Raw genomic sequence first — 26,446 nt, forward strand, 5'->3', positions numbered from 1 at the left:
GTCCAAAGTGTGACTCCGCAAGGACTTGCGCGTGTCGCTCGGCCGCGTCGCCTGCCGGCCTGCCTTGCGGCCGTCCGGCACCGGATCCAAGACCCTGCCGCGCAAAGCGAAAGGGCCGGCGGCCGCAGGCGGCGCCGGCCCTTTTCGGATGACAGACCCTTGCGCCGCAACTCGTTCGGCGAAGGCGCGACGGCGCTCAGGCGCCGCCGGCGTTCAGCACGGTGACCGCACGACGGTTCTGCGACCAGCAGGAAATGTCGTTGCAGACCGCGACCGGGCGTTCCTTGCCGTAGGAGATGGTGCGCATGCGCGACGGATCCACGCCGCGGGCGGAGAGATAGTCGCGCACGCTCTGGGCCCGCTTGGCGCCGAGGGCGATGTTGTATTCGCGGGTGCCGCGCTCGTCCGCATGGCCTTCGATGGTGAAGGTGTAGCGGTTCCACTGCTGCAGCCACTGGGCCTGACGATCCAGGGTGGCACGCGCCTGGGGGGTGAGGTCGGTCTGGTCGCTTTCGAAGAACACGCGATCGCCCACCGCCACCACGAATTCCTGCGGCGAGCCGGGCGGGCCACCCGCACCGCCAGCACCGGCGGCGTTCGGGTTGGGAGTATTGGCACACGCGGCAAGGGCCAGCGCGAAGCCGAAAAGCGCCGCGAACCGGAACCCGCGAGCTAGCCTGAGGAAACGCATTCCGGTATCTCCCTTCTCAACGCTGGACCGGAGGCTTTCGTCTATCAGCCGCCGGGTTAAGCGAACGTTCCGTGCACGGCCCGAAGCCGCCTGTCCTGGCGGAAACCGTGGGGCGCGCCGCACTTCCTGCGCGCCATGGTTTCCAAGCCGTTATCCTTGACGCTTCTTCCCGGCACGCAGCAGCACGCCCGCTCCAGGCGGACGACGCAGATGCGGCGGATCCGAAGAAGGCCGAAGGGCAGATCGTGCCCGCCCGTCGACAGGGTCTTCACTGATGCCCTCTCGTGGCGTCATCATGGCGAGCACGTGCTGGGCTCGGGGCAGACCGACAGCGCCTCGGGGCGTTGCATAAGTGCCACACACGTGAGCGGGGCCGAGAGGGTTGCGCTCAGGCGCGGCCGGCTTCCCAGCGGGCGGCCTGGGCCTCGGCCTTCTTGCGCTCGGCGGCAGGAAGCTGCGCCACCACCTCATCCAGCATGGGGTCTCCGAGCCCGCGATGCTTGGCAAGAAGGTGCCAGGCGGCGGCCTGGGCCTTGTCCTGCGACACCCCGCGGCCCACCGCGAGCAGCCGCGCATAGCGATTCTGGGCGATGGCATTGCCACCGAGGGCCGCCTTGCGGAACATGGCTGCCGCCGCCGCCTCGTCCTTGGGCATGCCGACGCCGTTGAACTGCATGATGGCGAATTCCACCTGCGCCGTGATGTGGCCGAGCCGAGCCGCCGAGGCCATCAGCTTCGCCGACTGGCCGAGGTCCTTCTCCACGCCGTTGCCCTCCTTGAGCAGCACGGCGAGCGCATACTGGGCGTCCTCGATATCCTTGCCGGCAGCCACTTCGAACCAGCGCGCGGCCTCCGCCGGCTCCTTGGGCATCTGGCGGCCCTGGAGATACAGCAGGCCGAGATTGTAGGCGGCAGGACCATTGCCCTTTTCCGCCGCCTCCCGGAACAGCTTGGCGGCCGCCAGCTCGTCCTTCTTGAGGCCCTGCCCGGCCAGCGTGAGGTTGCCGAGGGAAAGCAGCGCCCCCGGCGAGCCGGTGGCAGCGGCCTTGCGATACCATTCGATGGCCTTGGCGAAATCCAGCGGTACGCCATAGCCGGAGCCGTAGAGGTCGCCGAGCAGGGTCATGGCGGCCGGGTCGGTTCCGGCGCGGGCCCGCTTCAGCGCCTCGTTGAAGGCGGAAAGATAATAGCCGCGCTGGTAGGCGCCATAGGCCAGGTCACCGCTGCCCCCCGGCGTATCGAGGCTGGGATAGGCGATCTGCGGCCCCAGCAACGGCGGCCCGCCGCCGGCATCGGGGCGTGGCGCGCCCGGCTTTGCCGCTGGGGCTGCCGCGGGTTTGGCTGCCGGCTTCGCCGCAGGTTTGGCCGCCGGCTTGGCCTGCGGCTTCGCAGGCGCTGCCGCTGGGGGCTTGTCGGAAGACGGTTTGTCAGAAGACGGTTTGTCGGAAGATTTGGGCTGTGGCGCGGTCTGGGCAAGGGCTGGCCCGCCCGCCAGCGCGAGGGCCAGCGCGAGATTCAGGATGCAGACGCGTGCCCGTCCGCTCGCCGCCGGTGGCAGAACGCGACAAACCAGGCCCACGCTCATGGCTGGGCGTCCGCGCGCGCAAGCCGGTCCATGGCCGCCGTCACGGTCGCCGCGCCGCCGTCCGCCACCAGCGCCTCGGCCAGCGCGACGAAATCGGCGCCGGCCTGGGCCAGCGCCTCGGCCGCGTCGAGGGAGGCGGCGAGGCCCACGCACGGCACCTCGAACACCTCGGCCCACCAGGCCACGAAATCCAGAACGTCGGCGGCATCCCCCGCCTGCGGCTCCAGGGCGCCGAAGAAGACATAGTCCGCCCCGCTCTCCCCGGCCTCCATGGCGTCGTGGCGGGTGGTGATGCCGCCCGCTCCCACGATGGCTTGCGGCTTCAGCCCGCGCAAAGCGGCGTCGAGGCGTCGCAGATCGCTCACATGGGCGCCGTCGAGGCCGGCGGCGGCGATGAGATGTTCCGGCCCGTCCACCAGCACCGCCGCATCATGGCGCTGGATCGCCTCGGCCACCGCGCGCAAGTGGCCGGTGTCGGGCGCGCCGCCTTCGGGCACGCGCAACACCACCGCGGCCACGTCGCCGGCGCGCACGGCGGCGGCCGCTGCGTCCGGCCGCAGCTCGGGCGAGAGGGTGAGAACCAGCATGAGTCGGGCGCCGGGCGGCGGCAAGGGAGAAGCCATGGATGATCGGTCGGCCAAGAAATCGGCAAATTGGGGGCACGGCCCGCGGGAGCGCGTGCCGATCAGGCTGCGGCGCAGTCCGACTGCATCTGCTCTATCGCAAGTTCGCGGGCGGATACATGCCCAGCAGCTTCGCTGCGAACGCTTCACGCATCGCCGGCGCTTTTGGCCGGCGCTTTTGGCCGGGCAATGCGGCTCGTCGGTCCAGCACGCAAAAAAGGGCCGGCGCGAGCCGGCCCCTTGTCTTCTCGTGGGACAAGGCGCGCTCAGGCGGCCTTGCGCTCTTCCTCCGACGACCACTGGCCGAGGGCGGCGAGCGAATTCATGTGGGCGCGGTGGGTGAAGGCGGCCTGGGCCTTGGCCACGTTCTCGGCCTTGCCGGCCCACGCCTTCTGTGGCGCGGCCTGAAGCGCGCGGCCGTAGGAATAGGTGAGCTTCCAGGGCAGGCCGCCCAGCTTCACCATGGCGTCGAGATGGGCGGTGGCGTCCTCGTCCGACTGGCCGCCGGAGAGGAAGGCGATGCCGGGCACCGCGGACGGCACGCAGCTCTTCAGCACGCGCACGGTCTTCTCGGCCACCTCTTCCACCGAGGCCTGCTTGGCGGACTTCTTGCCGGGCACGATCATGTTGGGCTTCAGCACCATGCCCTCGAGGCGGACGCGCTGGTAATACAGCTCCTCGAAGGTGGTCTTCAGCACCCACTCGGTCACCCGGTAGCAGGTGTCGATGTCGTGGCTGCCGTCCATGAGCACTTCCGGCTCCACGATGGGAACGATGCCGGCTTCCTGGCACAGGGCCGCATAGCGGGCCAGCGCATGGGCGTTGGCGCGGATGGAGCCGTAGGAGGGGATGCCCTTGGCGGTGTCGATGTCGATCACCGCGCGCCACTTCGCGAAGCGGGCACCGAGATCGTAATAGTCCTTGAGGCGGCCGGCGAGGCCGTCGAGGCCCTCGGTGATGGTCTCGCCCGGGAAGGCCGGCTGGGGCTTGGCGCCCGCGTCCACCTTGATGCCGGGGATGGAGCCGGCCTGCTGGATGAGGCTGACCAGCGGCGTGCCGTCCTTGGCCTTCTGCCGGATGGTCTCCTCATAGAGGATGACGCCGGAGATATATTTGGTCATGGCTTCCGAGCGGAACATCAGCTCGCGATAGTCGCGGCGGTTCTCCTCGGTGGATTCGACACCGATGGCATCAAACCGCTTCTTGATGGTGCCGCTGCTCTCGTCTGCCGCCAGAATGCCCTTGCCGTCGGCCACCATTTTCTGCGCGATCGCGTCGAGCTCAGCCGTCATGTGCCTTCACCTGCCTTATTGCCGCCCCTCGGCGGGCGTGGAGACCAGGGCGCGCCGGCCCCGATCATGAAGGACCCACGCACACCCCGACCGGCGGGGCGGGCGTGGGCCAGCGAGACATCATACCATTGCAGCGCAGCAATTGAACCCGCTGCGATGCAACAAAAACGCCCGGACGGCCTTTTCGCCATCCGGGCGTATCCTTTCAGCGCCGCAGGGCCTCGACGCCCGGCAGGGCCTTGCCCTCCAGCCATTCGAGGAAGGCGCCGCCCGCCGTGGAGACGTAGGAGAAGTCTCCCGCCACCCCGGCATGGTTGAGCGCGGCCACCGTATCGCCGCCGCCGGCCACCGACAGCAGCGTGCCGGCGCGGGTCCGCTTGCCCACGTCGCGGGCCACGGCCACGGTTGCGGCGTCGAACGGCGTCATCTCGAAGGCGCCGAACGGGCCGTTCCAGACCACGGTCTTGGCGTCGTCGAGCTTCTGCGCCACCACGGCCACGGTTTCGGGACCGGCGTCGAGGATCATCTCGTCGTCGCCCACCTCATCCACGCCCACCACGCGGTGCGCGGCATTGGCCTTGAACTCCTTGGCCACCACCGCGTCCACCGGCAGCACGATCTCGCAGCCGGCCGCCTTGGCCTTCTCCAGGATCGCGCGGGCGGTGTCGGCCAGGTCGTGCTCGCACAGCGACTTGCCCACCTTCTTGCCGAGGGCGGCCAGGAAGGTGTTGGCCATGCCGCCGGCGATCACCAGGATGTCCACCTTCTTCACGAGGTTCCCGAGAAGCTCGAGCTTGGAGGACACCTTGGAGCCGCCGACCACGGCGAGCACCGGACGCACCGGGGCCTCAAGGGCCTTGGTGAGCGCGGCGAGTTCGCTTTCCATGGAGCGGCCGGCATAGGCCGGCAGCTTGCGGGCCAGCCCCTCGGTGGAGGCATGGGCGCGATGGGCGGCGGAGAAGGCATCGTTCACATAGATGTCGCCGAGGCTGGCGAGGGCATCGACGAAATCGGGCGCGTTCTTCTCCTCACCCGCGTGGAAGCGGGTGTTCTCGAGCACGATCACCTCGCCGGCGGCAAGCCGGGAGATGGCGCTCGACGCCGCTTCGCCCACGCAGTCGGCGGCGAACGCCACCTTGCGGCCGAGCTGGCCTTCCAGCGCCTTCGCCACCGGGGCGAGGGACTGGCTCTCGTCGCGGCCCTTGGGCCGCCCGAAATGCGCCAGCAGCACCACCTTGCCGCCCTTGTCGGTGATGGCGCGGATGGTGGGCAGGATGGCTTTCAGGCGGGTCTCGTCGGTGACCCGTCCGGCTTCCATGGGCACGTTGAGATCAACGCGCACGAGGACCCGCTTGTCGGCGAAGTCCGCGTCGTCGAGGGTTCGGAAGGCGGTCATGGTGGCGCCCCCTTCCCCGCTCAACCGAGCTTGCCCATGGCGACTGCGGTGTCGGCCATGCGGTTGGAGAAGCCCCACTCGTTGTCATACCAGGACAGCACGCGCACCAGCGTGCCTTCCAGGACCTTGGTCTGGTCCAGGTGCAGGGTGGAGGAGTGCGGGTCGTGGTTGAAGTCGATGGAGACGTTGGGCTGGTCGGTCACGCCGAGGATGCCCTTCAGCGGGCCGGAGGCGGCCGCGGCGATGACGGCGGCGTTGATCTCGTCCTTGCTGGTGGCGCGCTTGGCGATGAACTTGAAGTCCACCACCGAGACGTTGGGGGTCGGCACACGGATGGAGGTGCCGTCCAGCTTGCCGTTCAGCTCCGGCAGCACCAGGCCCACCGCCTTGGCGGCGCCGGTGGACGTGGGGATCATGGACATGGCCGCCGCGCGGGCGCGGTAGAGGTCCTTGTGCATGGTATCCAGCGTCGGCTGGTCGCCGGTGTAGGAGTGGATCGTGGTCATGAAGCCCTTCTCGATGCCGACGGCATCGTGGAGGACCTTGGCGACGGGAGCGAGACAGTTGGTGGTGCAGGAGGCGTTGGAGACCACGAGGTGCTCGGAGGTGAGCTTGTCGTGGTTCACGCCGTAGACCACCGTCAGGTCGGCGCCCTCGGCGGGGGCGGAGACCAGCACGCGCCGGGCGCCAGCCGCGAGGTGAGCGGCCGCCTTGTCGCGGGCGGTGAAGATGCCGGTGCACTCGAGCGCGATATCGACACCCAGCGCCGCGTGGGGCAGCTGGGCGGGATCGCGCACCGCGGTGACCTTGATGGGGCCGCGGCCCACGTCGATGGTATCGCCGGCAACCTTGACCTCGCCGGAGAAGCGGCCGTGCACGCTGTCGAAGCGGAAGAGGTGGGCGTTCGTCTCCACCGGGCCGAGATCGTTGATCGCCACCACCTCGATATCGGTCCGACCCGATTCGATGATGGCGCGCAGAACGTTACGCCCGATGCGACCGAAACCGTTGATGGCCACCTTGACGCTCATTTTGGGTTCTCCTTGAGCCGGCTTGAAGCCCGGCCTCTTGCGAAACTGCGTTGCGCACCCGCGGAAGATCCCGCGGTGCGGCCGTGTGCGCCCGCCGTGCGCCGATGATCACACCTGCCGGAGCTGGTCGAGGGCCTTGGCCGCGACCTTGTCCGGGGTCAGTCCGAAATGGGCGAAGAGGTCCTTTCCAGGCGCCGAGGCGCCGAACGAGGTCATTCCCACAAAGGCGGCATCCGAACCGACGATGGCGTCCCACCCCATGCGGATGGCGGCTTCCACCGCCACCTTGGCCGGAGCGTCCCCGATCACCTTGGCCCGCTCTGCGGCAGGCCTTTCGAGGAACAGTTCGAACGAAGGAATGGAGACGACGCGGGTGGGCACACCCTGCGCCTCCAGAAGCTTGGCGGCTTCCACCGCAAGCGAGACTTCCGAGCCGGTTGCAAACAGGCTGGCCTGCGCCTTGGCCGAGGCCGCGACGATCTCGTAGGCGCCGCCCGCCGAGCGATTCTCGGCGGTAGCGTCCGTGCGCAGGATCGGCAGGTTCTGGCGCGACAGGATGAGGGCGGAGGGCCGCCCTTCCGATTGCAGCGCGATCTGCCAGCACTCGGCCGTCTCCACCGTGTCGGCGGGGCGCATCACCAGTAGGTTGGGGATGGCGCGCAGGGCGGCGAGGTGTTCCACCGGCTGGTGGGTGGGGCCGTCCTCGCCGAGGCCGATGGAATCGTGGGTCAGCACATGGATCACCCGCTCGCCCATGAGCGCGGCGAGGCGGATGGACGGGCGGCAATAGTCCGAGAACACCAGGAAGCCGCCGGAGAAGGGAATGAGGCCCTTGTGCAGGGTGATCCCGTTCATGGCCGCGGCCATGCCGTGCTCGCGCACGCCCCAATGCACGAAGGAGCCGGAGAAATCGTCCGGCGTGATGGACTTCGCGCCCTTGGCCTTGGTGTTGTTGGAGCCGGTGAGGTCGGCCGAGCCGCCCAGCATCTCCGGCACCACGGGGGTGATGAAATCCAGCACCAGCTCGGACGATTTGCGGGTGGCCACCGCGCCGCCATCCGCCACCGCCTTCTGCTTGACGGCGACGATGGCGCCTTCCAGCGCCTGCGGCAGCGTGCCGGCGATGCGGCGCTCGAACTCGGTCCGGTCCGCTGCGGGCGCGGCGGCGAGACGGTCTTCCCAGGCCGCGCGGGTGGCGGAACCGGCAGCGCCGGCGGCGCGCCAGCCGGCGAGCACGTCGGCGGGGATCTCGAAGGGTGCGGCCTCCCAGCCCAAGGCGGCGCGGGTGGCGGCGATCTCGTCGGCGCCGAGCGGGGAGCCGTGCACCTTCTCCGAGCCGGCCTTCTTCGGGCTGCCGAAGCCGATGACCGTGCGGCAGGCGATCAGGGTCGGGCGGTCGGAGGCCTTGGCGGCGGTGAGCGCGGCGAGGATGGCCTGCGGATCGTGGCCGTCGATGCGCGTGGTCGCCCAGCCCGAGGCGGCGAAGCGCGCCAGCTGGTCGGTGGAACCGGAGATGGAGGTGGCGCCGTCGATGGAGATGCCGTTGTCATCCCACATGACGATGAGCTTGGAGAGCTTCAGGTGGCCGGCGAGGTCCGCCGCCTCCTGGCTGAGGCCCTCCATGAGGTCGCCATCGGAGCAGAGCACGAAGGTGTGGTGGTCCACCACCGCCGCGCCGAAGCGGGCGGCGAGCGCGCGCTCGGCCATGGCCATGCCGACGGCGGTGGCGATGCCCTGCCCCAGCGGGCCGGTGGTGGTCTCGATGCCTTCGGTGACGAAGTTCTCGGGATGACCGGGGGTCAGCGAGCCGAGCTTGCGGAAGCGCTTGATCTCCTCGATCGTCACCTTCTCGTAGCCGGCCAGATGCAGCACCGAATAGAGCAGCATGGAGCCGTGGCCGGCCGACAGCACGAAGCGGTCGCGATCGGGCCAGAAGGGGCGCGTGGGATCGTACTTCAGGACCTTGGTGAAGAGGACGGTGGCGATGTCCGCAGCACCCATGGGCAGGCCGGGATGACCGCTATTGGCCGCCTCTACCGCATCCATGGCAAGGAAGCGGATGGCGTTGGCCATGCGGTCGTGACTCGTGCGGCTCAGCATGAATTCCGTTTCTCCCGCGCCGGGTTCCGGACGCGCCGCCCTGCCAGAGACAACCTCGAGCTGTGGCAGACCTATCAGGGGTCATCCGGCCATTGCTGGCCGCCTTGTACCAAGGCTCGCAGGGCTGTCAAACCTGCCCGGTCCACGCACGTCAAGCCGGGGGGCTCGACGAGCCCCGCGCCGCATCGTCGCGCCAGCAGCAAAACTGCCGCACTGCAGCATTCGCAAATTCGGAAAAAAGGCGGTGGCGCCGGCGGCACCCTGTCACGCGTTCATGTTGACAGGCCGGGAAAGTCTGGCGCGGCGATGCCCGACTCGGCTACACTTTGCCAATGTATGCGCTGAAGCATCGCCCGCCGCTGCAGGACGCTCCCATTGAGGCCGCGACCCGGCGCCTTCATGCGGCCCTCGACGCCCTGAACGACGCGCTGGATCGCCGCCGGGAAACCGACCGCCATCAGGAGGCGCTGTTGGCCCAGCTTCACGCCATGGGCAACGACCGGGCGCGCCTCGCCGCCGAACTCGACCTGGCCAAGGCCGATGCCGGGCAGGTGGAGGAAGTGGGCCGGGAGATCATCCGCCGCCTGGACGTGGCCATGGGCACGATCCGCGACGTGCTCGCGACCCACGGCGGCTGACGGGCATGCCCCACGTTTCCGTCACCATCGCCGGTCGCCAGTACAGGATGGCCTGCGACGAGGGGCAGGAAGACCACCTCATCCGCCTCGCCCATGACATCGACGGCCGCATCTCCCAGTTGCGCACGGCCTTCGGCGAGATCGGCGACCAGCGGCTCGTGGTCATGACCGCCATCACCATCGCCGATGAGCTGGCCGAGGCGCGACGGCGCATCGCCGCCCTGGAAAGCGACATCGAGAGCCAGCGCGATGCCCGCGCCTCCGCCATCGCCCGCATCGAGGCGAGCGAGGAGGAGGTGGCGCGCACCATCGATCAGGTGGCCGAGCGCATCGAGCAGCTGGTGGCCCAGCTCGCCCCCAAGGAGCGCGGCTCGGTCGGAATGGGCTGAAGATCGCGACGCGCTGATCAGTGAGTCACGCGCGCCTCAGCGCTGCGCTTCGCCGATGGCCTCGGTCGCGCGCGCATCCTGCAGGGTTGCCTGCCGCAGCGCGTCGGGGATGCGCTTGGCCCGCCCCTCGGACACGAAGGCCACCCGCACGGTGGCGGACACCAGCACCTCGCCCTCCCGCTTCACCTGCTGCAACAGGGTGATGGACGCGCCGGCCACCTCCTTGGAGAGGGTCACCACCTCCAGCACGTCGTCGATGCGGGCGGGCTTGCGGAAATCGATCTGCATGGAGCGAACGACGAAGTGGAAGCCCGGCGCCTCGGCCGCCGCCTGCTCGAACAGCTCACCCTGGAACACGCCCAGGAGCCGCATATAGTCCGAGCGGCCGCGCTCCATGAATCGCAGATAGTTGGCGTGGTAGACGATGCCGGAGAAATCCGTGTCCTCATAATAGACGCGCACATGCAGCGCGTGGCCGCCGGGGATGAGGCGGCCGGCCAGGGTGAGGTGCGGATCGGACGGGGAGAGGTTGGGGCGATCGACCATGCCGCCCTCATAAACGAGACCGCGCCCCTTGTGAACAAAGGGCGCGGCTCAAGATGGGTTGTAACCGTCCCGCGGCGGCAACGCGCCGCAGGAATTTTGATCAATTGCCGGCCGGCGCGTCCGGACCTGGCTCGGCGGGGCGGCTGCGGCGGTCGGCCATGAACTGGTCGAACTCCGACTTGTCCTTGGCCTGGCGCAGGCGCTCCAGGAAGTCGCGGAAGTCCTTCTGCTCGTCCTCAAGACGCTTCAGCGTCTCCTGGCGATACTCGTCGAAGGCGCGGTTGCCGCTGGACGGCATGGTCCGGCTCCAGCGCCCGAAGGCACCGCGCAGGGCATCGCCGCCCTCTTCCTGCCAGCGGCCGAAGCCGCGCTTGGCACCACATCCCATGCGTCCACTCCCGATGGTGAAGGCCAGGATCGCAAGGCCCAGCGGCCACCAGGCCATGAAGCCCAGCACCGTCAGCGCGATCCACGCCGGTTTGCCGTAACTGTCGAGCTTGTAAGCGAGCTCCATAGCCGCGTTCCCGGTTAATGTTAATAACATTTACATAGATAGGCAAAGGCCCCCGTTTTGTCAATGGCCCGGCCCTTGGCGGGCGCGGGACTCAGCTGCCGGAGGGGGCGCCGAGACCCTTCAGATAGATGAGGAATGCGGCCTCAAGAAGCTCGTCCGGGCCCATGGGCAATTTGCGCCGCGCGCTGTCGGCACGGCCGAACAGGGACGCGACCCCGTGGGCCAGCGACCAGGTATGGAGCGCCACCATCAAGGCCGGCGGGCGCACCGGGCCGGGAATGTGAGCGACCAACACTTCCGCCGCCTCGCGCAGCACCCCGAACGCGCGATTGCTGGCCTGCTGAAGGCCCTCGTGGCCTTCCGCCGGCAACCCGGATTCGAACATGGCCACGTATTCCGCCGGCGCCCGCCGGGCGAAATCCAGATAGGCCCGCCCCACCCGCTCGTAGGCGACGCCGGCGGAAGGCCGGCCGTTCTGCCACGCGGTGGTGAGGGCGTCGGCCAGCCGCTCGAAGCCAACGGCAGCCACCGCCGCGAGCAATTCGTCGCGATCGCGGAAATGGCGGTAGGGCGCCGCCGCGCTCACCCCGGCGCGCCGGGCCGTCTCGGCGAAGGTGACGCCCGCGACGCCTTTCTCCCCGATCAGGTCGAGCGTCGCCGCCATCAGGGCCTCCCGCAGGTTGCCGTGATGGTAGGACCGTGTTTCGCCGTTCCGGGACCAGCTCATGTGAATGTGATGTACATTGACGGCAAGGCCGCGTCGATGGGCATGACGACCGCCTACTCGCCCTCGTCGAACAGGGGCATGGGCTTGGCGACCACCGGCTCCGGCAGGCCGAGATGACGGAAGGCGGTGGCGGTGAGCAAGCGCCCGCGCGGCGTGCGCTGAATGAAACCCTGCTGCACCAGGAACGGCTCCACGATCTCCTCGATGGCGTCGCGCGGCTCGGACAGGGCGGCGGCAAGCGTATCCACCCCCACCGGGCCGCCGCCGTAAAAATCAGCGATGACGGTGAGATAGCGCCGGTCCATGGCATCGAGGCCGGCGGCGTCCACCTCCAGCGCCAGCAGCGCCCGGTCGGCCACCTTGCGGTCGATGCGCTCGGCATCGGCCACCAAGGCGAAGTCGCGCACCCGGCGCAGCAGCCGGCCGGCGATGCGGGGCGTGCCGCGGGCGCGGCGGGCGATCTCGGTGGCGCCGTCCGGGGCGATGGCGATGCCCAGCACCCGCGCCCCACGCACCACGATCTTCTCCAGTTCCTCCACCGTGTAGAACTGGAGCCGCACCGGAATGCCGAAGCGATCGCGCAGCGGCGTGGTGAGCAGGCCCGAGCGCGTGGTGGCGCCAACGAGCGTGAACTTGGGCAGGGAAATCTTCACCGAGCGCGCCGCCGGCCCCTCGCCGATGACGAGGTCCAGCTCGAAATCCTCCATGGCGGGATAAAGGATTTCCTCCACCGCCGGCGCGAGACGGTGGATCTCGTCGATGAAGAGCACGTCGCGCTCTTCAAGATTGGTGAGGATGGCGGCAAGGTCGCCCGCCTTGGCGATCACCGGGCCGGAGGTGGAGCGGAAGCCCACCCCCATCTCCCGCGACATGATCTGGGCGAGCGTGGTCTTGCCGAGGCCCGGCGGCCCCACGAACAGCACATGGTCCAGCGCCTCGCCACGGGCGCGGGCGGCCTTGATGAACACGTCCAGATTGGCGCGCGCCTGCGCTTGCCCCACGAACTCCTTCAGGAGCTGGGGCCGCAGCGTCGAATCGGCGGCGTCTTCGCCGTGCTTCTCGCCCGAGAGGAGGCGGGTGTTCATGGAGACGGGGGTGCTCCGCTTCGGACCAGCGACTCGCGCGACTTTAGAGTGCCCCGGCCGGGTACGGAAGGGGAACGGATGCGCGCACAGCACAAGACGGCATCCGACGCGACAGCGACGGCAGACATGACATTCCGCAACGCCTGCGGACCAAGATGAGCCTTATGATGCTCAATGTCGGTGCAACTCGCCAGACGTAAGGCGGCATGCCCCGATCGGCGCCCTGCAGCTAGTCGGCGCCTGTTTCAGGAGGAGCCTCCATGAAGGACCTTCCCCTCGCCGAGGTCTACCGGCTCATCGAGCCCGGGCCGGTGGTGCTGCTCACCACGAGCCATCGCGGTCGCGCCAACGTCATGACCATGTCCTGGCACATGATGGTGGAATTCACCCCGCCCCTCATCGCCTGCATCGTCTCGCAGGGCGACTTCAGCTTCACCGCCCTGCGCGCCACCAAGGAATGCGTCATCGCCATTCCCGCCGTGGAGCTGGCTGAAAAGGTGGTGAAGGTGGGCAATTGCTCCGGCCGCGACGTGGACAAGTTCACAACCATCGGGCTCACGCCCCGGCCCGCCGCCCTGGTGGCGGCGCCGCTGGTTCAGGAGTGCTTCGCCAATCTGGAATGCCGGGTGGCGGAGACCCGCCTCGTCAACCGCTTCAACCTGTTCGTGCTGGAAGTGGTGAAGGCGTGGCGAGACCCGGCCCAGACGGCGCCGCGCACCATCCATCACCAGGGCTACGGGACGTTTGCGGTGGACGGGGACACGCTGACGCTGCCGTCCCGGATGCCATAAGGCGGCTCCTTTTTTGCGCAGCCTTCCGAGCTTCATCACGGGCGAAAGGGGAGAAATTCTCAGGCGCAACCTTGGCCGTGCTTACAATCGCAACCTTCGCGTGTTATTTATATAAACACAATCAATTCTAATTGGCTTGCGATCGCACGCGCTCGGGGAGGCAGGGATGGCCGAGGACCCAAAACCCAAAGACGAACAGGAACCGGCCGCGACAGAGGGGGCGGACGAGGCATCAGGCGTCACCAACCGAACCACCACGGTCGTGACGCGGGAAGAGCAGCTGCTCAGAGACTTCCCCTCGAAAGCACCGGGGGTCTATCGATGGGCCGTGGCTGCCGTGGGCTTCATGGCAGCTGTATCGACGATTGCAGCCACCCTGAAGCCGGAAAACATCGTCACGATCACCTGCACGACCATTTTCATCATACTTCTCATATTTCTGCTGTTCAGCTTCGAGAAGACAGAAATCGAGACCGCATCGCAATCCAAGTTGCTGAGCTGGTTTTCCGTTTTGCTATTGATGGCCGCCAGCTCGGCGATCGTCACATCTGTCTTTTTTGCCTGGCCGCTCGCCTTTTCAGCAACATCGAAACTGGAATCGGCGAAAATCAAGGCAAATGTCGACAGCTTCGATTTCCGCGACAGCATTCTGGTACGGGACAAGAACGACAGGGCCATGTGGCGACAGATTTTCGGCTCGGAAACGACCGATGTTTATAATTTCGTCGAGCGGAGGCACAACAAGGATTACCTGCTGTTGTGGGATTCCAGCCGGAAGATCCATGTCCGCATTCCGGCAGCGGGCGGCCTCGTGCAGTGGACTGAGGAAACCAATCTTGACGAATGCACGAAAAAGCCCTGCTGGCTCGACCTGCAGGGCGCCGACGTCAAGCTGCGCCCAGCGGCATGGTTCTTCTCGAACTGAGCTTCCAGCATCCCGCGCGGCGTCTCGCAGGCATGAAGGGGCTCCCCCCTACTTCGCCAGTTCCTTCAGCCCCAGCCGGATCAGCGTCTCGGTCTTGGCCCCCTCCCCGGCGCCGCGCAGGGCGGCGGCGATGGCGGCATTGGCCTGGGGCACGCCATAGCCGAGATTGACGAGGGCGGAGACCGCATCGGCCGCCGGGCCCGCCTGACCGGGCACGACGCCGCCGAGCTGCGCCACCAGCGGCTCGGAGGCGGAAAAGCCCGGCATCTTGTCCTTCAGCTCGGTGACGATGCGCGTCGCCACCCGCGGCCCCACCCCCGGCGCCCGCGCCACCGTGGCCTTGTCGCCCAGTGCAATGGCCTGGGTCAGCTCCGAGGCAGTGAGGGTGGAGAGCACGGCCAGCGCCGTCTTGGTGCCGATACCCTGCACGCCCTGCAGCAGGCGAAACCAGTCCCGCTCCGCCGCCGAGCTGAAGCCGAACAGGCGGATCTGGTCCTCGCGCACGTAGGTCTCGATGAACAGTGCCGCCGCCTCGCCCGCCTGCGGCAGGGCCGAGAGCGTGCGCCCGGAGCAGTGCACGAGATAGCCCACGCCATGGACGTCGAGGATCACATGGTCCTCCTCCAGCGTGTCCACGACGCCCTTGAGCTTTCCGATCATCACAAGCCTTTCCGCCCGCTCACGTTGCCGCCGCCCACAGGAAGACCAGGGTAGCCAGCGCCCCGAACCCGGTGCGCACCATGTGCAGATGGCCCCAATTGGTCATGAGCCGCCGCGTCTCGTCGTCGGCCTCGTCCGTCGCCAGCAGGCGCCGGTTGGTCGGCATGATGCCGATGAGGGTATAGGGCCAGTTGGCCAGCATCAGCACCCCTCCGGCCAGCCAGTGCCAATCCCCGTCGCGGCTGAAGGCGATGGCGCCCAGCACCGCGCCAACCACGGCCAGGCTCGCCTGCATGGCGAAGCCCCGCCTGTAGGCCGGCTTCCATTGCTGGAGCGCCGGCCCATCCGCAAGCGCGAGCCGCGCCGGCTGCTCCACGGCATTGATATAGAATGCGGCGCCGGTGAACAGCGCGGCCACCACCAGCGCCAGATGTCCGAAGATCATGTGTCCGACGATCATGCCCGCCCCCCGCGGTGTGGAGACACCAGCATTTTCGAGCGAAGTGAATGCCGGTTCGCGTGACGAAAATGCGGTGAACACAATAGCTGAGGATTCTACAGCGCCGCGCGGGCGCGCGCAGCCGCGCCGCGATGGTGGGCGTGGGTGACGGCCACCGCCAGCGCGTCGGAGGCGTCCTCGGTCTGCGGCGTGGCCTTGGGCAGGAGGATGCCGATCATCATGCGCACCTGCGCCTTTTCGGCACGGCCGGCGCCCACCACGCTCTTCTTCACCAGCAGCGCGGCGTATTCGGCCACCGGAAGGCCCATCTGGGCCGGCGCCAGCAGCACCACGCCGCGGGCCTGCCCCAGCTTCAGGGTGGACGAGGGGTTCATATTGACGAACGTCTCTTCCACCGCCGCCTCATGGGGGGAAAAGCGCTCGATGACGCTCAGGAGGTCCCGGTGCAGCATGGCGAGCCGCTCGCCCATGGGCGCCTGCTCCGGTGGCAGGATGGTGCCGCAGGCGACAAAGGCGAGGCGCGAGCCGGTGACGTCGATCACCCCCCAGCCGGTGCGCCTCAGGCCCGGATCGAGGCCGAGGATGCGAATCGTGTTCAGGTCCATGGGCGCACCGTGCGGGAGGCGCGACGGCAAGGAAAGGGCAACCCCAAGGACAACGCAAACGGCACGACGTTGGGACGGAGGAGGAAGCCGCCGGAGCGGCGGCTCACTTCACCGCCGCCGAGGTGCTGGCAAGGCGGGTCGCGCTCTTGGGGTGGGCTGAAAGGGCGGCGATCGGGGCGCCCGTGCTCTCTTCCTGCCAATCCGGACGGATCTCGACCATGTTCGCGGCCGCGTTCTGCGGCGCGGGAACGAAGGCGGCCACCGCCTGCTGCGCCCTGGTGAGGGTCGCGCCATCGGCCTCGCGGGCGAGCATGTCGCGCTTGCGGCCGCTGTCGGCATCGCCCTGGGCGGCGGCAAGGCTCAGCCACTTGAAGGCTTCCCCCGCATCGGCCGCAACCCCGAGCCCCCGGGCATAGACCACGCCCAGATTGTACTGGCTGTCGCGGAATCCCAGCTCGGCGGCGGCACGGAACCAGCGCACCGCGCTTTCCCAGTCCGGCGTCTGGCCATTGCCGGCGCACAGCATCATGGCGAGGGCGTGCATGGCCCGCACGTTGCCCTGCCCTGCCGCCCATTCATAGAAGCGCCGGGCCTCGCCCAGATCGCGGCCAGCGGATTCGTAGAGCGCGCCGAGGCGATGGGCGGCAGGGGCGGAGCCCCGCTGCATGGCGAACGCCAGCCACTTCACCGCGGCGTCGGGATCGGCGTCCACGCCCCGGCCCTCGGCATAGCGGCCGGCGACAAGGAAGGCGGCGGCCGGATCGCCGGCGCGGGCGGCGGTCTGGAGCGCGGTCGGGCCGATGGCGGCGGGAAGGTCTCCCGCCGTCACGCCGGCGACGGCCGGGGCGGACAGGCGGCGCAGGGCCTGGGTGACGCCGGAGAGCAGGTCCGGCCCGTTGCGCCAGGCCAGGCCTGCCGCGGTGCCGGTGAAGACGGTGGCGGCGCCGGCCAGGAGCGCGACCATGGCCACCTGCCGCCTGCGGTCGAAAAATCCTGCGACAAAGCCCTTTGCCGCGCGCCTGGCCCGCGGCCTCTCCTGCCCGGCGCCACGGGCACGGCGATCCACGCGCGGACGCGAATCAGCGGGGTCGGACGGGGGCGGGCCGGGCCGGTCGGCACCGCGGGGGGGCCGGGGCCAGGACGAGCCGGCAGCGGCACCCGCCGCATCGGCAGACGGGGGCGCTGCGTCGGCGAATACGGGCTCTTCCACGGCCTCGGGCGCGGCCGCCGCGCGTTCCGCCTTCCGTCCCGCCGGGCGGGGCGCGAAGGTGCCCTCCCCGTCGCGATCCAGGGCGACGGAGATATCGCGCAATTCAAATTCCAGTTCGGCGGCGAGCATGTCGCCGGCGCGGCGCTCGATCTCGTCCTGCCGCGCTTCGAGGGCGGCAAGGCCGCGCTTCAGGCCGACCACGGCGGCGCCGTCCGGATCCTCGGAGACCTTGGCCGTCACCGCAGCCACCGCCTCGGCGGTGGCGACGTGGGTCGCCTCGCGCACCTGGCGCATCTCGGCGACCATGTGCTGGAGCTGGATCTCGATGTCATCCAGCCGGTCGAGGCGGGCGTGGGTGTCCCTGAACTGGGCGCTCAACTCGGCAAGGGTGCGTTCCACCGCGTCGGCGAGGGGGGCGATCGCGGCCTTGCCGGCCTCCTCCGCCGCGGCAATGCGCCCGGACAAGGCGGACAGGCGCTGCGTCATCTCGGCGCCGATGGTGGGCGACAGGCTGGTGACCTGGCCGGAAAGGGTGCTCGACATGGCATCGAGGCGGCGGTGGACGCCCTCCAGCGCCCCCAGCAGCGAGCCTTGCAGGGCCTGCGCGGCCGCCGAATCACCGGCACGGGCGCGGGCTTCCACCTCGATCACGCGGCTGAGCAGCGCCTCGGCCTTGCGCTCGAAGGCGCCGGTGGCCTCGGCGACGCGCCGGGCCGTCTCCTCGCCGGCGCCGGCGACCGCTTCGGCACAGGCCGTCAGGCGCTGGGTCAGCGCGTGAAGGGCGGGTGTGTCGTCGTGACGCTCGGCGGCGCGGAGCACCAGATCGTGGATCTCCTCCATCTGCCCGGTCAGTCGGGCGACCTCCACCGGGTCCACCGCGCGGGCGGCCATGAGGTCGATGCGGCGCGACAGGGCGTCGAGCCCGTCCTGAAGGGCGCGCACATGGGCCGGCTCACGCAGGGCGGCAAGTCCGGCGCGGATGGCGGCAAGTTCCTCGGCGAAGGCGTGGTCCGCATCCTCCCGCACCGCGCCGGCGGCGCGGATGTCGTCCACGCGCCGGCACAGGAGGGTGATGGCCTTGTCCATCTCCTGCACGGCGCGCTTGGGCGCGGCGTTGGCGAGGCGATCGCGCAGGGCGCTCACCTCGCCGCGCAGGGATTCGATGGTCGAGGCCTGGATGTCGAAGACGTCCCAGGCCGGGACATCAGGCCAATCGCTGCGCGTGTCCGCCCAGATCTGGGCAGATCCTGTTTGAGCAGGTCCTGCCTGAGCAGGTCCTGCCGCAGCACGCATTCGGGCCGTGCGCTCCGTCCGCTCCATTCGGGCCTCCCCGGGGCACGGGTTAGAGGTTTCTTATTACCGTGCCCGTTCGCGGTGATTCACTGAACAGAGGGTTTCAATTCTTGGTAAATCCACGGTTAACGGCGCGTCGATTTGCCAGAATCCCACCGTCGATGACGGGCCTGGCGCGCGCGAACCAGCCGCCCGTTGACGTCCAAGGTGCCGCTACGTCACCGGGAGGGGCCTGCGAGGGATCAACTAAGTCATTGAGATACTTATGTTGTAACTGTTACTTTCCCCAACGGTAGCCCGCAAAGCCTCCCCTCGGAGCCGGCTGGAGGTTAAGTCTCGTTTGCGCTGCGGCATGCCGCGACGACGCAATTCGGAACGCAGATCGATCCAAATTCCCGTGCTGATCGCCCTGCGGCGGCCCGGGGATGCGAAGGGAACCAGACGTATGGATGCCAATACCTTCGAGCAGGGGGGCGTGACCCCGGCATTTCACACCGGCCCGGCGGTCGCGGAGGGCGCTCGCGAGGGTGCTCTCTTCAGCATCGGCGACCTCGCTCGCGAGTTCGGCATCACCCTGCGGGCGCTGCGCTTCTATGAGGACAAGGGCCTGCTCTCGCCGCGTCGCGACGGCATGACCCGCCTGTACTCGGAAGCCGACCGCCGCCGCCTGGCGGTCATCCTGAAGGGCAAGCACCTTGGCTTCACCCTGGCCGAAATCCGCGCCCTGGTCGCCGCCCATGACGGTGAGGAAGCCAGCCTGACGCTGACCCGCGACCGCTGCCTGTCCCAGCTCGCCCAGCTTGAGCGCCAGCGCACGGAGATCGACGCCGCCATCAATGAGCTGAAAAACATGGCGACGACCCTCGCCGCCTGATTGAAATCCGGGTTCGGCCCGGTCGGAGCAGCCCGACTGGTGCATCCGCCCAAGCAAAAGGCACGGACCGGTCGGTCCGTGCCTTTTTTATTTTGGATCAAAGAGGGCGCGCCTGAGCCGCCACCCGCCCGGGTGGCGCTCAGGCTTCACTCCGCGTTCAATTTGGCCAGCAGGGCGTCGGACAGCTCGAAATTGGCGGTGACGTTCTGCACGTCGTCGTTGTCCTCGAGATTCTCCACGAGGCGCAGCAGCTTCTCGCCGGTCTCGTCGTCCACCGCGACGGTGTTCTGCGGCCGCCAGATCAGCGCCGCCTTCTTCGGCTCACCGAACTTCGCTTCCAGCGCCCGCTGCACTTCCGCGAGGCTTTCCGCCGCGCACACCACCTCGTGGCCGTGCTCGGAGGAGGTCACGTCGTCGGCGCCGGCTTCGATGGCGGCTTCCATCATGGCATCGGCGTCGGCCTTCTCCGGGGCGAACTCGATGGCGCCCATCCGGTCGAACATGAAGGACACCGAGCCGGTCTCGGCGAGGTTGCCGCCGGACTTGGTGAAGAAGGACCGCACTTCCGAAGCGGTGCGGTTGCGGTTGTCGGTCAGCGCCTCGACGATGACCGCGACGCCACCGGGGCCGTAGCCCTCGTAACGGATCTCGTCGTAATTCTCGCCATCGGCGCCCGCCGCCTTCTTGATGGCGCGCTCGATATTGTCCTTGGGCATGTTCTCGGCGCGGGCCGCGAGGATGGCGGCGCGCAGGCGCGCGTTCATGTTGGGATCAGGCAGGCCCATCTTGGCCGAGACGGTGATTTCGCGCGCCAGCTTGGAGAACAGCTTGGAGCGCATCGCATCCTGCCGCCCCTTGCGGTGCATGATGTTCTTGAATTGCGAATGCCCGGCCATGCCGCCACCATTCCTTGGATGCCGATCCCGCGCCCCGCCGCTGCAGCGCTGCCCGGACCGATCGTGTTGACTGGAGCCGGCCTTATAGGTCCGCTGCAACCAAAAGCGCAAGAAAGCGGGTGCAGCATGACGCCGGCCCGCGGTGCCGTCCCCGCATTCCCTTACGTCAGACCCAGAAGACCGGCCGCGCCTCTTCCAATCCGGCGCCGAGGCGCACCGCGCCGACCCGCACGGCAAGGCCGGTGCGGTCGTCGGTCTCCACCGCCACGCCCGAGAGAGTGCCGGGCCCCGTCGCCGGCTCGAACCGGCCGGAGGCGAGCTTGCGGGTGAAGCGGCGCAGGGGCTCTTCCTTGTCCATGCCGATGACGCCGTCATAGGCGCCGCACATGCCGGCATCGGTCATGTAGGCGGTGCCGCCGGAGAGAATACGGTAATCGGCGGTGGGCACATGGGTGTGGGTGCCCACCACCAGGGAGGCCCGCCCGTCGCAATGATGGCCGATGGCCTGCTTCTCGCTGGTGGTCTCGGCGTGCACGTCCACCACCACCGCGTCCACCATCTCGCCCAATGCCGCGCCATCCAGCGCCCGGTCGAGGGCGGCGAAGGGATCGTCCAGCGGGTCCATGAACACCCGGCCCATGACGTTCATCACCAGCACCCGGGCGCCGTTCTTCGCCTCCACCAGGGCGGCGCCGCGTCCCGGCGTGCCGGCGGGATAGTTCATGGGCCGCACCAATGCCGGCGCCCGCTCGATGAAGACGAGGGCTTCGCGCTGGTCGAAGGCGTGGTTGCCGAGGGTGATGGCATCGGCCCCGGCGGCGATGATCTCGCCATAGATGGCTTCGGTGATGCCGAAGCCGCCGGCGGCATTTTCCCCGTTCACCACCACGAGGTCGAGCTTCCAGTCGCTCACGAGGCCCGGCAGGCGGGAGACGACGCATTCCCGGCCGGGACGGCCGACCACATCACCAAGGAACAGGATACGCATTCAGGAGGGTCCGATAAGCAGCGGGGGCCGAGGGCCGGATCAGGCGCGCGGGCCGACGGCCCAAGCTTCGATCTCCGTTACCATCATGTCCACCGGCTCGTCATGGGTCTCGACGGGCACCTCAGCCACTTCCTGGCATGCGAAGGCAAAGCCGATGGCGCGCACCGGCCGCTGCGCCCGCAGCAAGGCGAGGGTGCGGTCGTAGAAGCCGGCGCCGTAGCCGATGCGGAAGCCGCGCCGGTCGAAGGCGGCCAACGGCACCAGCAGCAGGTCGGGGGTGATGTCCGGCGCCTCACGCCCCGGCTCGGGAATGCGGAACGCGCCCGAGGGGAACAGCGCCGCGTCCCTGTCCCAGCGGCGGAACAGGAGCGGCTGGTCGCGGGCGATGATGACGGGAAGGGCCAGCACGGCACCGGCCTCGCGCAGGGCGTCCGCGAGGGGCGCGGTGTCGATCTCGTCCCGGAACGGCGCGAACAAGGCGACGGATCGCCCCTCCACCGCGCCTGCGGCGGCCAGGGCATGGCGAGCGGCCGCACGGGACGCCTCTGCGCGGAGTTGCTCGCCCATGGCCGCGCGACGACCGAGCGCGAGGGCGCGCAGGCGTTTCTTTTCGGCGGCGATGTCCATGGGAGAAGTCGGCTGTGTCAGGAAATGTGCGGAGCCACAGAAGCCGTCGGAGTTCGATCCCGGGAACCTACAACGTAGGTGGGCGCCGTGTGTCCAAGTCCAGGGACAAGGTCAGGGACAGCTCCCTTAAGGATCGATAAGGCCCCGGGGAAATGTCTCCTTAACGTGCCCCGCAGCCCCGCCTCACCAATGTAGGCACCCGGTCGACCAAGCGCCAGCCCCAACAGCGTGATCGGCCCCGGAAGACGCTTCGAGAGACGCTTTGAGAGGCGGGAAAGCCCCCCATCCGGCGGAAACGCGCCGCAATCCGCCACGTTCGGCCCGGTGCTAACCAGCCATTAAGCCTGTTCGTGCACAGCTTCCTGCGTGCCGCGAAGCTTTCGCGCCGCAGCACGAACCGGTCGGCCCGTCAAAGTTTGGACAGACTCGCTCGCTCAAAGAGCCAGCGAACTTCGAACGGGTTTGTGGCCGAGACGTTTCCGAGCGGCAGCGCGCCGCCCCCGGGAGCCGGAGGCTTTGGGCCGGGCACATGCCCGGCGCCCGAGCGCAGAAGCACCTCTTCCGCACGGGAGGGGCAGCGGAGCCGAGAATGACTGATTTGACACGCCGTTCCGGCATCGTGTCCCGCCTGCGCCCCGCGCCGCTGGCTGCGGCGGGCCTCGCCGTGGCCGTAGCCCTGGCGCTGCTGCCGACGGCGGGCGTCGCGCAGGACCTCACCCAGGCCCCGCTGGCGGCGCCCTCGGCCGACATTTCCTTCCTCGGCCTGTTCCTGCAGGCCCATTTCGTCGTGAAGCTGGTGATGATCGGCCTCATCACCGCATCCATCTGGGTGTGGGCCATCATCATCGACAAGTCGCTGCTGTTCTCCCGCAACAAGCGCGAGATGGACCGCTTCGAGCAGGTGTTCTGGTCCGGCCAGAGCCTGGAAGACCTCTACCGCACCCTGGCCGGGCGCTCGAACCAGGGCATGGCCGCCATCTTCGTCGCCGCCATGCGCGAGTGGAAGCGCACCTATGAGGGCAGCGCCCGCTCGTTTGCCGGCCTCAACCAGCGCCTCGACAAGGTGATGAACGTGACCATCGCCCGCGAGGTGGAGCGGCTCGAATCGCGCCTGCTGGTGCTGGCCACCGTGGGCTCGGCGGGGCCGTTCATCGGCCTGTTCGGCACGGTCTGGGGCATCATGACCTCGTTCCAGTCCATCGCCGCCTCCAAGAATACCTCGCTGGCGGTGGTGGCGCCGGGCATCGCCGAAGCCCTGTTCGCGACCGCGATGGGCCTCATTGCGGCCATCCCCGCGACGATTTTCTACAACAAGTTCATTTCCCAGACCGGGCGTCAGGCCCAGCGGCTGGAGGGATTTGCGGACGAGTTCTCCGCGATCCTCTCACGCCAGATCGACGAGCGGGGCTGATCCATGGGCATGGCGGGAGGCGGAGCGGGAGGATGGCAGAGCCGGCGTTCGCGCCGTCGTGCGCCGCCCGTGATGGCCGAGATCAACGTGACGCCCATGGTGGATGTCATGCTGGTGCTGCTCATCATCTTCATGGTGGCGGCGCCGCTGCTCACCGTGGGCGTGCCCATCGACCTGCCGCAGACGCAGGCGAGCGCGGTGAACCAGGACAATAAGGAACCCATCACCCTCTCGGTGAAGGAAAACGGGCAGATCTTCCTCGGCGACAGCGAGATCAAATACGAGGATCTGGTCTCGAAGTTGCAAGCGGTGACCCAGGCCCGCGGCGGCTTTGACGAGCGCGTCTTCGTGCGCGGCGACAGGAAGGCCAATTACGGGGCGATCATGCGGGTCATGGGGCGCCTGTCGGGCGCGGGCTTCAAAAAGGTGGCGCTCGTCACCGAAGTGGAACAGGGAGGCTGACGGGCCGATGCGCGCGGGGATTGCGGCATCGACGCTCCTGCACGCGGGCGTCATCGTTCTCACCCTGGTGTCTTTCACCGGGGCGAAGCCGTTTGAGCCCATGACGGAATCGCTGCCGGTGGATGTGGTCTCCATCTCCGAATACACCAAGCTCACCAAGGGTGCCCGCAACGCGCCCAAGCTCGACAAGCCCAAGCAGATTGCCGAGAAGGTGGGCGATCCCACCCCCGTCGAGGACGCCAAGCTGAAGGCGAGCGAAAAGGCGCCGGTGGAAGCCACCGCCCCGCCCCCTCCCCCGCCGCCGCCCCCCCCCAAGGTGGAGCCGCTGCCGAAGGAGGCCGCGCCGGCGAAGGTGGAGCCCGCCCCGCCCAAGGAACAGGCGGAGCTGGCGCCCAAGCCCGAGCAGAAGAAGCAGGAGCAGCCCAAGGACGAGGCGAAGACCGAGGCCGCCGCCGCGCCCTTGCCGCCGCGCAAGCCTGCGCCGCCCAAGGAGCAGCCCAAGCCGGTGGAAGCGAACGCCACGCCGAGCGAGTTCAACACCGACCAGATCAAGCAGCTTCTGGACAAGCGCGCCCCCTCCCGCCAGGTGGCGAGCGCGGAGCAGGTGTCCACCACCTCCTCGCTGGGCTCGCCGCGCGGCGAGGGCCAGCAGCTGACCGCCAGCGAGATCGACGCCTTCCGGCGCCGGGTGATGGAGTGCTGGTCCACCGACGGCGGCAATCTCGACCGCAACATCCGGGTGGATGTGAACATCTACCTCAACAAGGACGGCACGGTTGCGGGCGCGCCCCAGATCGAGCCGGGCCAGGCAGGCTCCGGGCAGCCGGCGTTCCAGGCCTATGCCATGAACGGGATCCGCGCGATCATGGCCTGCCAGCCCTACAAGATGTTCCGCCCGGAAACCTACGCCAATTGGAAGACGCTTCCGATCACGCTCAACGACAAGCTGTTCAGCCGCTGATGCCGCGTCCGGACGGAGCACGCGGGCTCCCGATCGAGATGGCGGCGCACGGCGCAGCGCATGGAAAACGAGGGATATAAATGAACGGGTTCGGACGGCCGGCCATGCTCGGGATGGGACGCCGGGCATTCATCAAGACCGGCCTCGCCGCGAGCCTCGCCGGCCTCGGCTCCGGACTGGGCGCGGGCGTGGCCGATGCCGCGCAGCCGCGCATCGACCTCACCCCCGGCGCCTTCAAGCCCATCCCCATCGCCATCACCGACCTGCTCGGCGAGCCGGAGATCGGCCGCAACATTTCCGGCGTCATCACCGCCGACCTGCGGCGCTCGGGCCTGTTCGCGCCCATCGACCCCAAGGCGTTCGTGGAGCAGATCACCAATCCGGATACGCCGCGCTTCCAGGACTGGCGCGTCATCAATGCCCAGGCGCTGCTCACCGGCCGCGTCACCCGTCAGGCGGACGGGCGCTTCCAGGTGGTGTTCCGCCTGTGGGACGTGTTCGCCGGCCAGCAGCTCGCCGCCCAGCAGTTCGTGGCCCAGCCCGACAACTGGCGCCGCATCGCCCACATCATCGCCGACGCCATCTATGAGAAGATGACCGGCGAGAAGGGCTATTTCGACACCCGCATCGTGTTCGTGGACGAGAGCGGGCCGAAGGAGCGGCGGGTCAAGCGCCTCGCCATCATGGACCAGGACGGCGCCAACGTGAGCTATCTGTCGCGTGGCGACGGCCTCGTGCTCACCCCGCGCTTCTCGCCCACCAGCCAGGAAATCACCTACATGTCCTATGGGGCGGGTGACCCCAAGGTGTTCCTGCTGAACATCGAGACCGGCCAGCGCGAGATCGTCGGCAACTTCCCGGGCATGAGCTTCTCGCCGCGCTTCGCCCCCGACGGTCAGCGGGTGATCATGAGCCTGCAGCAGGGCGGCAACTCCAACATCTTCGTCATGGACCTGCGCTCGCGCGCCACCACCCGCCTCACCGACACCGCTGCCATCGACACCGCCCCCTGCTATTCGCCGGACGGCCGGCAGATCTGCTTCGAGAGCGACCGCGGCGGCACCTCGCAGATCTATGTGATGAATGCCGACGGCTCCGGCGCCCGGCGCATCTCGTTTGGCAATGCGCGCTACTCGACCCCGGTGTGGTCGCCCAAGGGCGACTGGATCGCCTTCACCCGCCAGGGCGACGGGCGCTTCGCCATCGGCGTCATGCGCACCGATGGCTCGGGCGAGCGCGTGCTCACCGAGGGCTACCACAACGAGGGGCCGACGTTCGCGCCCAACGGCCGCGTCCTCATGTTCTTCCGCGACCCCGGCGGCGCCTCCGGACCGTCGCTCTATTCGGTGGACGTGACCGGCTACAACGAGCAGCGCGTGCCCACCCCGAGCTACGCCTCCGACCCCGCCTGGTCGCCGCTGCGCTCCTGAGGACGGCGGCGAATCCGCCTCCCCTTGGGGTCCTTCTGCTCCCTCTCCCGCAAACACGACGTGGCCCCCTCTCCCGCTTGCGGGAGAGGGAGTGGCGGCGGTGCCCCGTTTCAAACTGAAACACGACCCAGCACCCCCGCCGCTTGACGGCCACGCCGCAGGCGGGCACACGCTCACCCAACCCTTTCCCCGGCCGCAGGCCACGGCGCCCCCCGCGCCGGCCGCGGCCGCAATTT

At 68.7% G+C, this 26,446-nt stretch carries 27 protein-coding genes and 1 other RNA gene; 9 read left to right on the plus strand and 19 right to left on the minus strand.

Annotated features, from left to right (window positions below):
- Positions 1-196: 196 nt before the first annotated feature.
- The 7 genes from pal to tkt form a co-directional block, all read right to left on the minus strand.
- The gene (gene pal, locus V5F48_RS04890; RefSeq protein ID WP_394040634.1) at positions 197-691 is read right to left on the minus strand and encodes a peptidoglycan-associated lipoprotein Pal; all 495 of its coding nucleotides are present in this window, start codon (positions 689-691) and stop codon (positions 197-199) included.
- A 388-nt stretch (positions 692-1,079) separates the two neighbouring features.
- Positions 1,080-1,964: a tetratricopeptide repeat protein gene (locus tag V5F48_RS04895; protein WP_394040636.1), complete on the minus strand. Its 885-nt coding sequence runs from the start codon at positions 1,962-1,964 to the stop codon at positions 1,080-1,082.
- 308 nt (positions 1,965-2,272) lie between these two features.
- Positions 2,273-2,863, minus strand: a complete 591-nt coding sequence (locus tag V5F48_RS04900; RefSeq protein ID WP_394040638.1) for a thiamine phosphate synthase — start codon at positions 2,861-2,863, stop codon at positions 2,273-2,275.
- Between the two features lie 302 nt (positions 2,864-3,165).
- Entirely contained in the window at positions 3,166-4,191 is a 1,026-nt protein-coding gene (locus V5F48_RS04905) for a class I fructose-bisphosphate aldolase (RefSeq protein WP_394040640.1), read from the minus strand.
- Between the two features lie 205 nt (positions 4,192-4,396).
- On the minus strand, positions 4,397-5,587 hold the full coding sequence (locus tag V5F48_RS04910) for a phosphoglycerate kinase (protein WP_394040642.1): 1,191 nt from the start codon (positions 5,585-5,587) through the stop codon (positions 4,397-4,399).
- A 20-nt stretch (positions 5,588-5,607) separates the two neighbouring features.
- Positions 5,608-6,618: a type I glyceraldehyde-3-phosphate dehydrogenase gene (gene gap / locus V5F48_RS04915; RefSeq protein WP_394040644.1), complete on the minus strand. Its 1,011-nt coding sequence runs from the start codon at positions 6,616-6,618 to the stop codon at positions 5,608-5,610.
- 108 nt (positions 6,619-6,726) lie between these two features.
- A complete protein-coding gene (gene tkt, locus V5F48_RS04920) occupies positions 6,727-8,718 on the minus strand; it encodes a transketolase (RefSeq protein WP_394040646.1) in 1,992 nt (663 codons plus the stop codon).
- 332 nt (positions 8,719-9,050) lie between these two features.
- On the opposite strand from tkt, the gene V5F48_RS04925 reads away from it, so the two are divergent.
- Complete coding sequence (locus V5F48_RS04925; RefSeq protein WP_394040648.1) at positions 9,051-9,356, plus strand: DUF4164 domain-containing protein; 306 nt, start codon at positions 9,051-9,053, stop codon at positions 9,354-9,356.
- 5 nt (positions 9,357-9,361) lie between these two features.
- On the plus strand, positions 9,362-9,745 hold the full coding sequence (locus tag V5F48_RS04930; RefSeq protein ID WP_394040650.1) for a cell division protein ZapA: 384 nt from the start codon (positions 9,362-9,364) through the stop codon (positions 9,743-9,745).
- A gap of 36 nt (positions 9,746-9,781) precedes the next feature.
- Here V5F48_RS04930 and ybgC read toward each other — a convergent pair whose 3' ends face one another.
- The 4 genes from ybgC to ruvB all read right to left on the minus strand — a co-directional run bounded on the left by ybgC (position 9,782) and on the right by ruvB (position 12,617).
- Positions 9,782-10,291 (minus strand): tol-pal system-associated acyl-CoA thioesterase, encoded by a 510-nt coding sequence (ybgC, locus tag V5F48_RS04935; protein WP_394040652.1) that lies wholly within the window; start codon positions 10,289-10,291, stop codon positions 9,782-9,784.
- Positions 10,292-10,391: 100 nt separating this feature from the next.
- Positions 10,392-10,805, minus strand: coding sequence for a DUF2852 domain-containing protein (locus V5F48_RS04940; protein WP_394040654.1), 414 nt, complete (start codon positions 10,803-10,805; stop codon positions 10,392-10,394).
- Between the two features lie 91 nt (positions 10,806-10,896).
- Entirely contained in the window at positions 10,897-11,532 is a 636-nt protein-coding gene (locus tag V5F48_RS04945; protein ID WP_394040656.1) for a TetR/AcrR family transcriptional regulator, read from the minus strand.
- A 53-nt stretch (positions 11,533-11,585) separates the two neighbouring features.
- The gene (gene ruvB, locus V5F48_RS04950) at positions 11,586-12,617 is read right to left on the minus strand and encodes a Holliday junction branch migration DNA helicase RuvB (RefSeq protein WP_394040658.1); all 1,032 of its coding nucleotides are present in this window, start codon (positions 12,615-12,617) and stop codon (positions 11,586-11,588) included.
- A gap of 260 nt (positions 12,618-12,877) precedes the next feature.
- Here ruvB and V5F48_RS04955 point away from each other — a divergent pair, with 260 nt between their 5' ends.
- Both V5F48_RS04955 and V5F48_RS04960 read left to right on the plus strand, forming a co-directional pair.
- Positions 12,878-13,408 (plus strand): flavin reductase family protein, encoded by a 531-nt coding sequence (locus tag V5F48_RS04955; RefSeq protein ID WP_394040660.1) that lies wholly within the window; start codon positions 12,878-12,880, stop codon positions 13,406-13,408.
- A gap of 166 nt (positions 13,409-13,574) precedes the next feature.
- On the plus strand, positions 13,575-14,333 hold the full coding sequence (locus tag V5F48_RS04960; RefSeq protein WP_394040662.1) for a hypothetical protein: 759 nt from the start codon (positions 13,575-13,577) through the stop codon (positions 14,331-14,333).
- Positions 14,334-14,381: 48 nt separating this feature from the next.
- Here V5F48_RS04960 and ruvA read toward each other — a convergent pair whose 3' ends face one another.
- From ruvA to V5F48_RS04980, 4 genes are all read right to left on the minus strand, one after another.
- Positions 14,382-14,993 (minus strand): Holliday junction branch migration protein RuvA, encoded by a 612-nt coding sequence (gene ruvA, locus V5F48_RS04965; RefSeq protein ID WP_394040664.1) that lies wholly within the window; start codon positions 14,991-14,993, stop codon positions 14,382-14,384.
- A 19-nt stretch (positions 14,994-15,012) separates the two neighbouring features.
- Entirely contained in the window at positions 15,013-15,435 is a 423-nt protein-coding gene (locus V5F48_RS04970; RefSeq protein ID WP_394040728.1) for an anthrone oxygenase family protein, read from the minus strand.
- Between the two features lie 113 nt (positions 15,436-15,548).
- Positions 15,549-16,058 (minus strand): crossover junction endodeoxyribonuclease RuvC, encoded by a 510-nt coding sequence (gene ruvC / locus V5F48_RS04975; protein ID WP_394040666.1) that lies wholly within the window; start codon positions 16,056-16,058, stop codon positions 15,549-15,551.
- Positions 16,059-16,161: 103 nt separating this feature from the next.
- Positions 16,162-18,561, minus strand: a complete 2,400-nt coding sequence (locus tag V5F48_RS04980) for a hypothetical protein (RefSeq protein WP_394040668.1) — start codon at positions 18,559-18,561, stop codon at positions 16,162-16,164.
- A gap of 445 nt (positions 18,562-19,006) precedes the next feature.
- Here V5F48_RS04980 and V5F48_RS04985 point away from each other — a divergent pair, with 445 nt between their 5' ends.
- Positions 19,007-19,435, plus strand: coding sequence for a MerR family transcriptional regulator (locus tag V5F48_RS04985; protein WP_394040670.1), 429 nt, complete (start codon positions 19,007-19,009; stop codon positions 19,433-19,435).
- Between the two features lie 146 nt (positions 19,436-19,581).
- Here the strand turns inward: V5F48_RS04985 and V5F48_RS04990 are convergent, their stop codons facing one another.
- From V5F48_RS04990 to ssrS, 4 genes are all read right to left on the minus strand, one after another.
- Positions 19,582-20,331: a YebC/PmpR family DNA-binding transcriptional regulator gene (locus V5F48_RS04990; protein ID WP_394040672.1), complete on the minus strand. Its 750-nt coding sequence runs from the start codon at positions 20,329-20,331 to the stop codon at positions 19,582-19,584.
- 166 nt (positions 20,332-20,497) lie between these two features.
- Entirely contained in the window at positions 20,498-21,319 is an 822-nt protein-coding gene (locus V5F48_RS04995) for a TIGR00282 family metallophosphoesterase (protein WP_394040674.1), read from the minus strand.
- Between the two features lie 39 nt (positions 21,320-21,358).
- Positions 21,359-21,946 carry a 5-formyltetrahydrofolate cyclo-ligase gene (locus V5F48_RS05000; RefSeq protein WP_394040676.1) on the minus strand — a complete coding sequence of 196 codons (588 nt, stop codon included), beginning with the start codon at positions 21,944-21,946 and terminating at the stop codon, positions 21,359-21,361.
- Positions 21,947-21,973: 27 nt separating this feature from the next.
- A non-coding RNA gene (gene ssrS, locus V5F48_RS05005) (6S RNA) lies at positions 21,974-22,128 on the minus strand.
- A 503-nt stretch (positions 22,129-22,631) separates the two neighbouring features.
- On the opposite strand from ssrS, the gene tolQ reads away from it, so the two are divergent.
- The 4 genes from tolQ to tolB all read left to right on the plus strand — a co-directional run bounded on the left by tolQ (position 22,632) and on the right by tolB (position 26,210).
- Complete coding sequence (gene tolQ, locus V5F48_RS05010) at positions 22,632-23,357, plus strand: protein TolQ (RefSeq protein ID WP_394040730.1); 726 nt, start codon at positions 22,632-22,634, stop codon at positions 23,355-23,357.
- 3 nt (positions 23,358-23,360) lie between these two features.
- Complete coding sequence (gene tolR / locus V5F48_RS05015) at positions 23,361-23,819, plus strand: protein TolR (RefSeq protein ID WP_282640179.1); 459 nt, start codon at positions 23,361-23,363, stop codon at positions 23,817-23,819.
- A gap of 7 nt (positions 23,820-23,826) precedes the next feature.
- Positions 23,827-24,780: a cell envelope biogenesis protein TolA gene (locus V5F48_RS05020; RefSeq protein WP_394040678.1), complete on the plus strand. Its 954-nt coding sequence runs from the start codon at positions 23,827-23,829 to the stop codon at positions 24,778-24,780.
- An 80-nt stretch (positions 24,781-24,860) separates the two neighbouring features.
- The gene (gene tolB / locus V5F48_RS05025; RefSeq protein WP_394040680.1) at positions 24,861-26,210 is read left to right on the plus strand and encodes a Tol-Pal system beta propeller repeat protein TolB; all 1,350 of its coding nucleotides are present in this window, start codon (positions 24,861-24,863) and stop codon (positions 26,208-26,210) included.
- Positions 26,211-26,446: the final 236 nt, after the last annotated feature.

It is taken from the genome of Xanthobacter autotrophicus ATCC 700552, assembly GCF_043194565.1.
GTDB lineage: Bacteria > Pseudomonadota > Alphaproteobacteria > Rhizobiales > Xanthobacteraceae > Xanthobacter > Xanthobacter autotrophicus_F.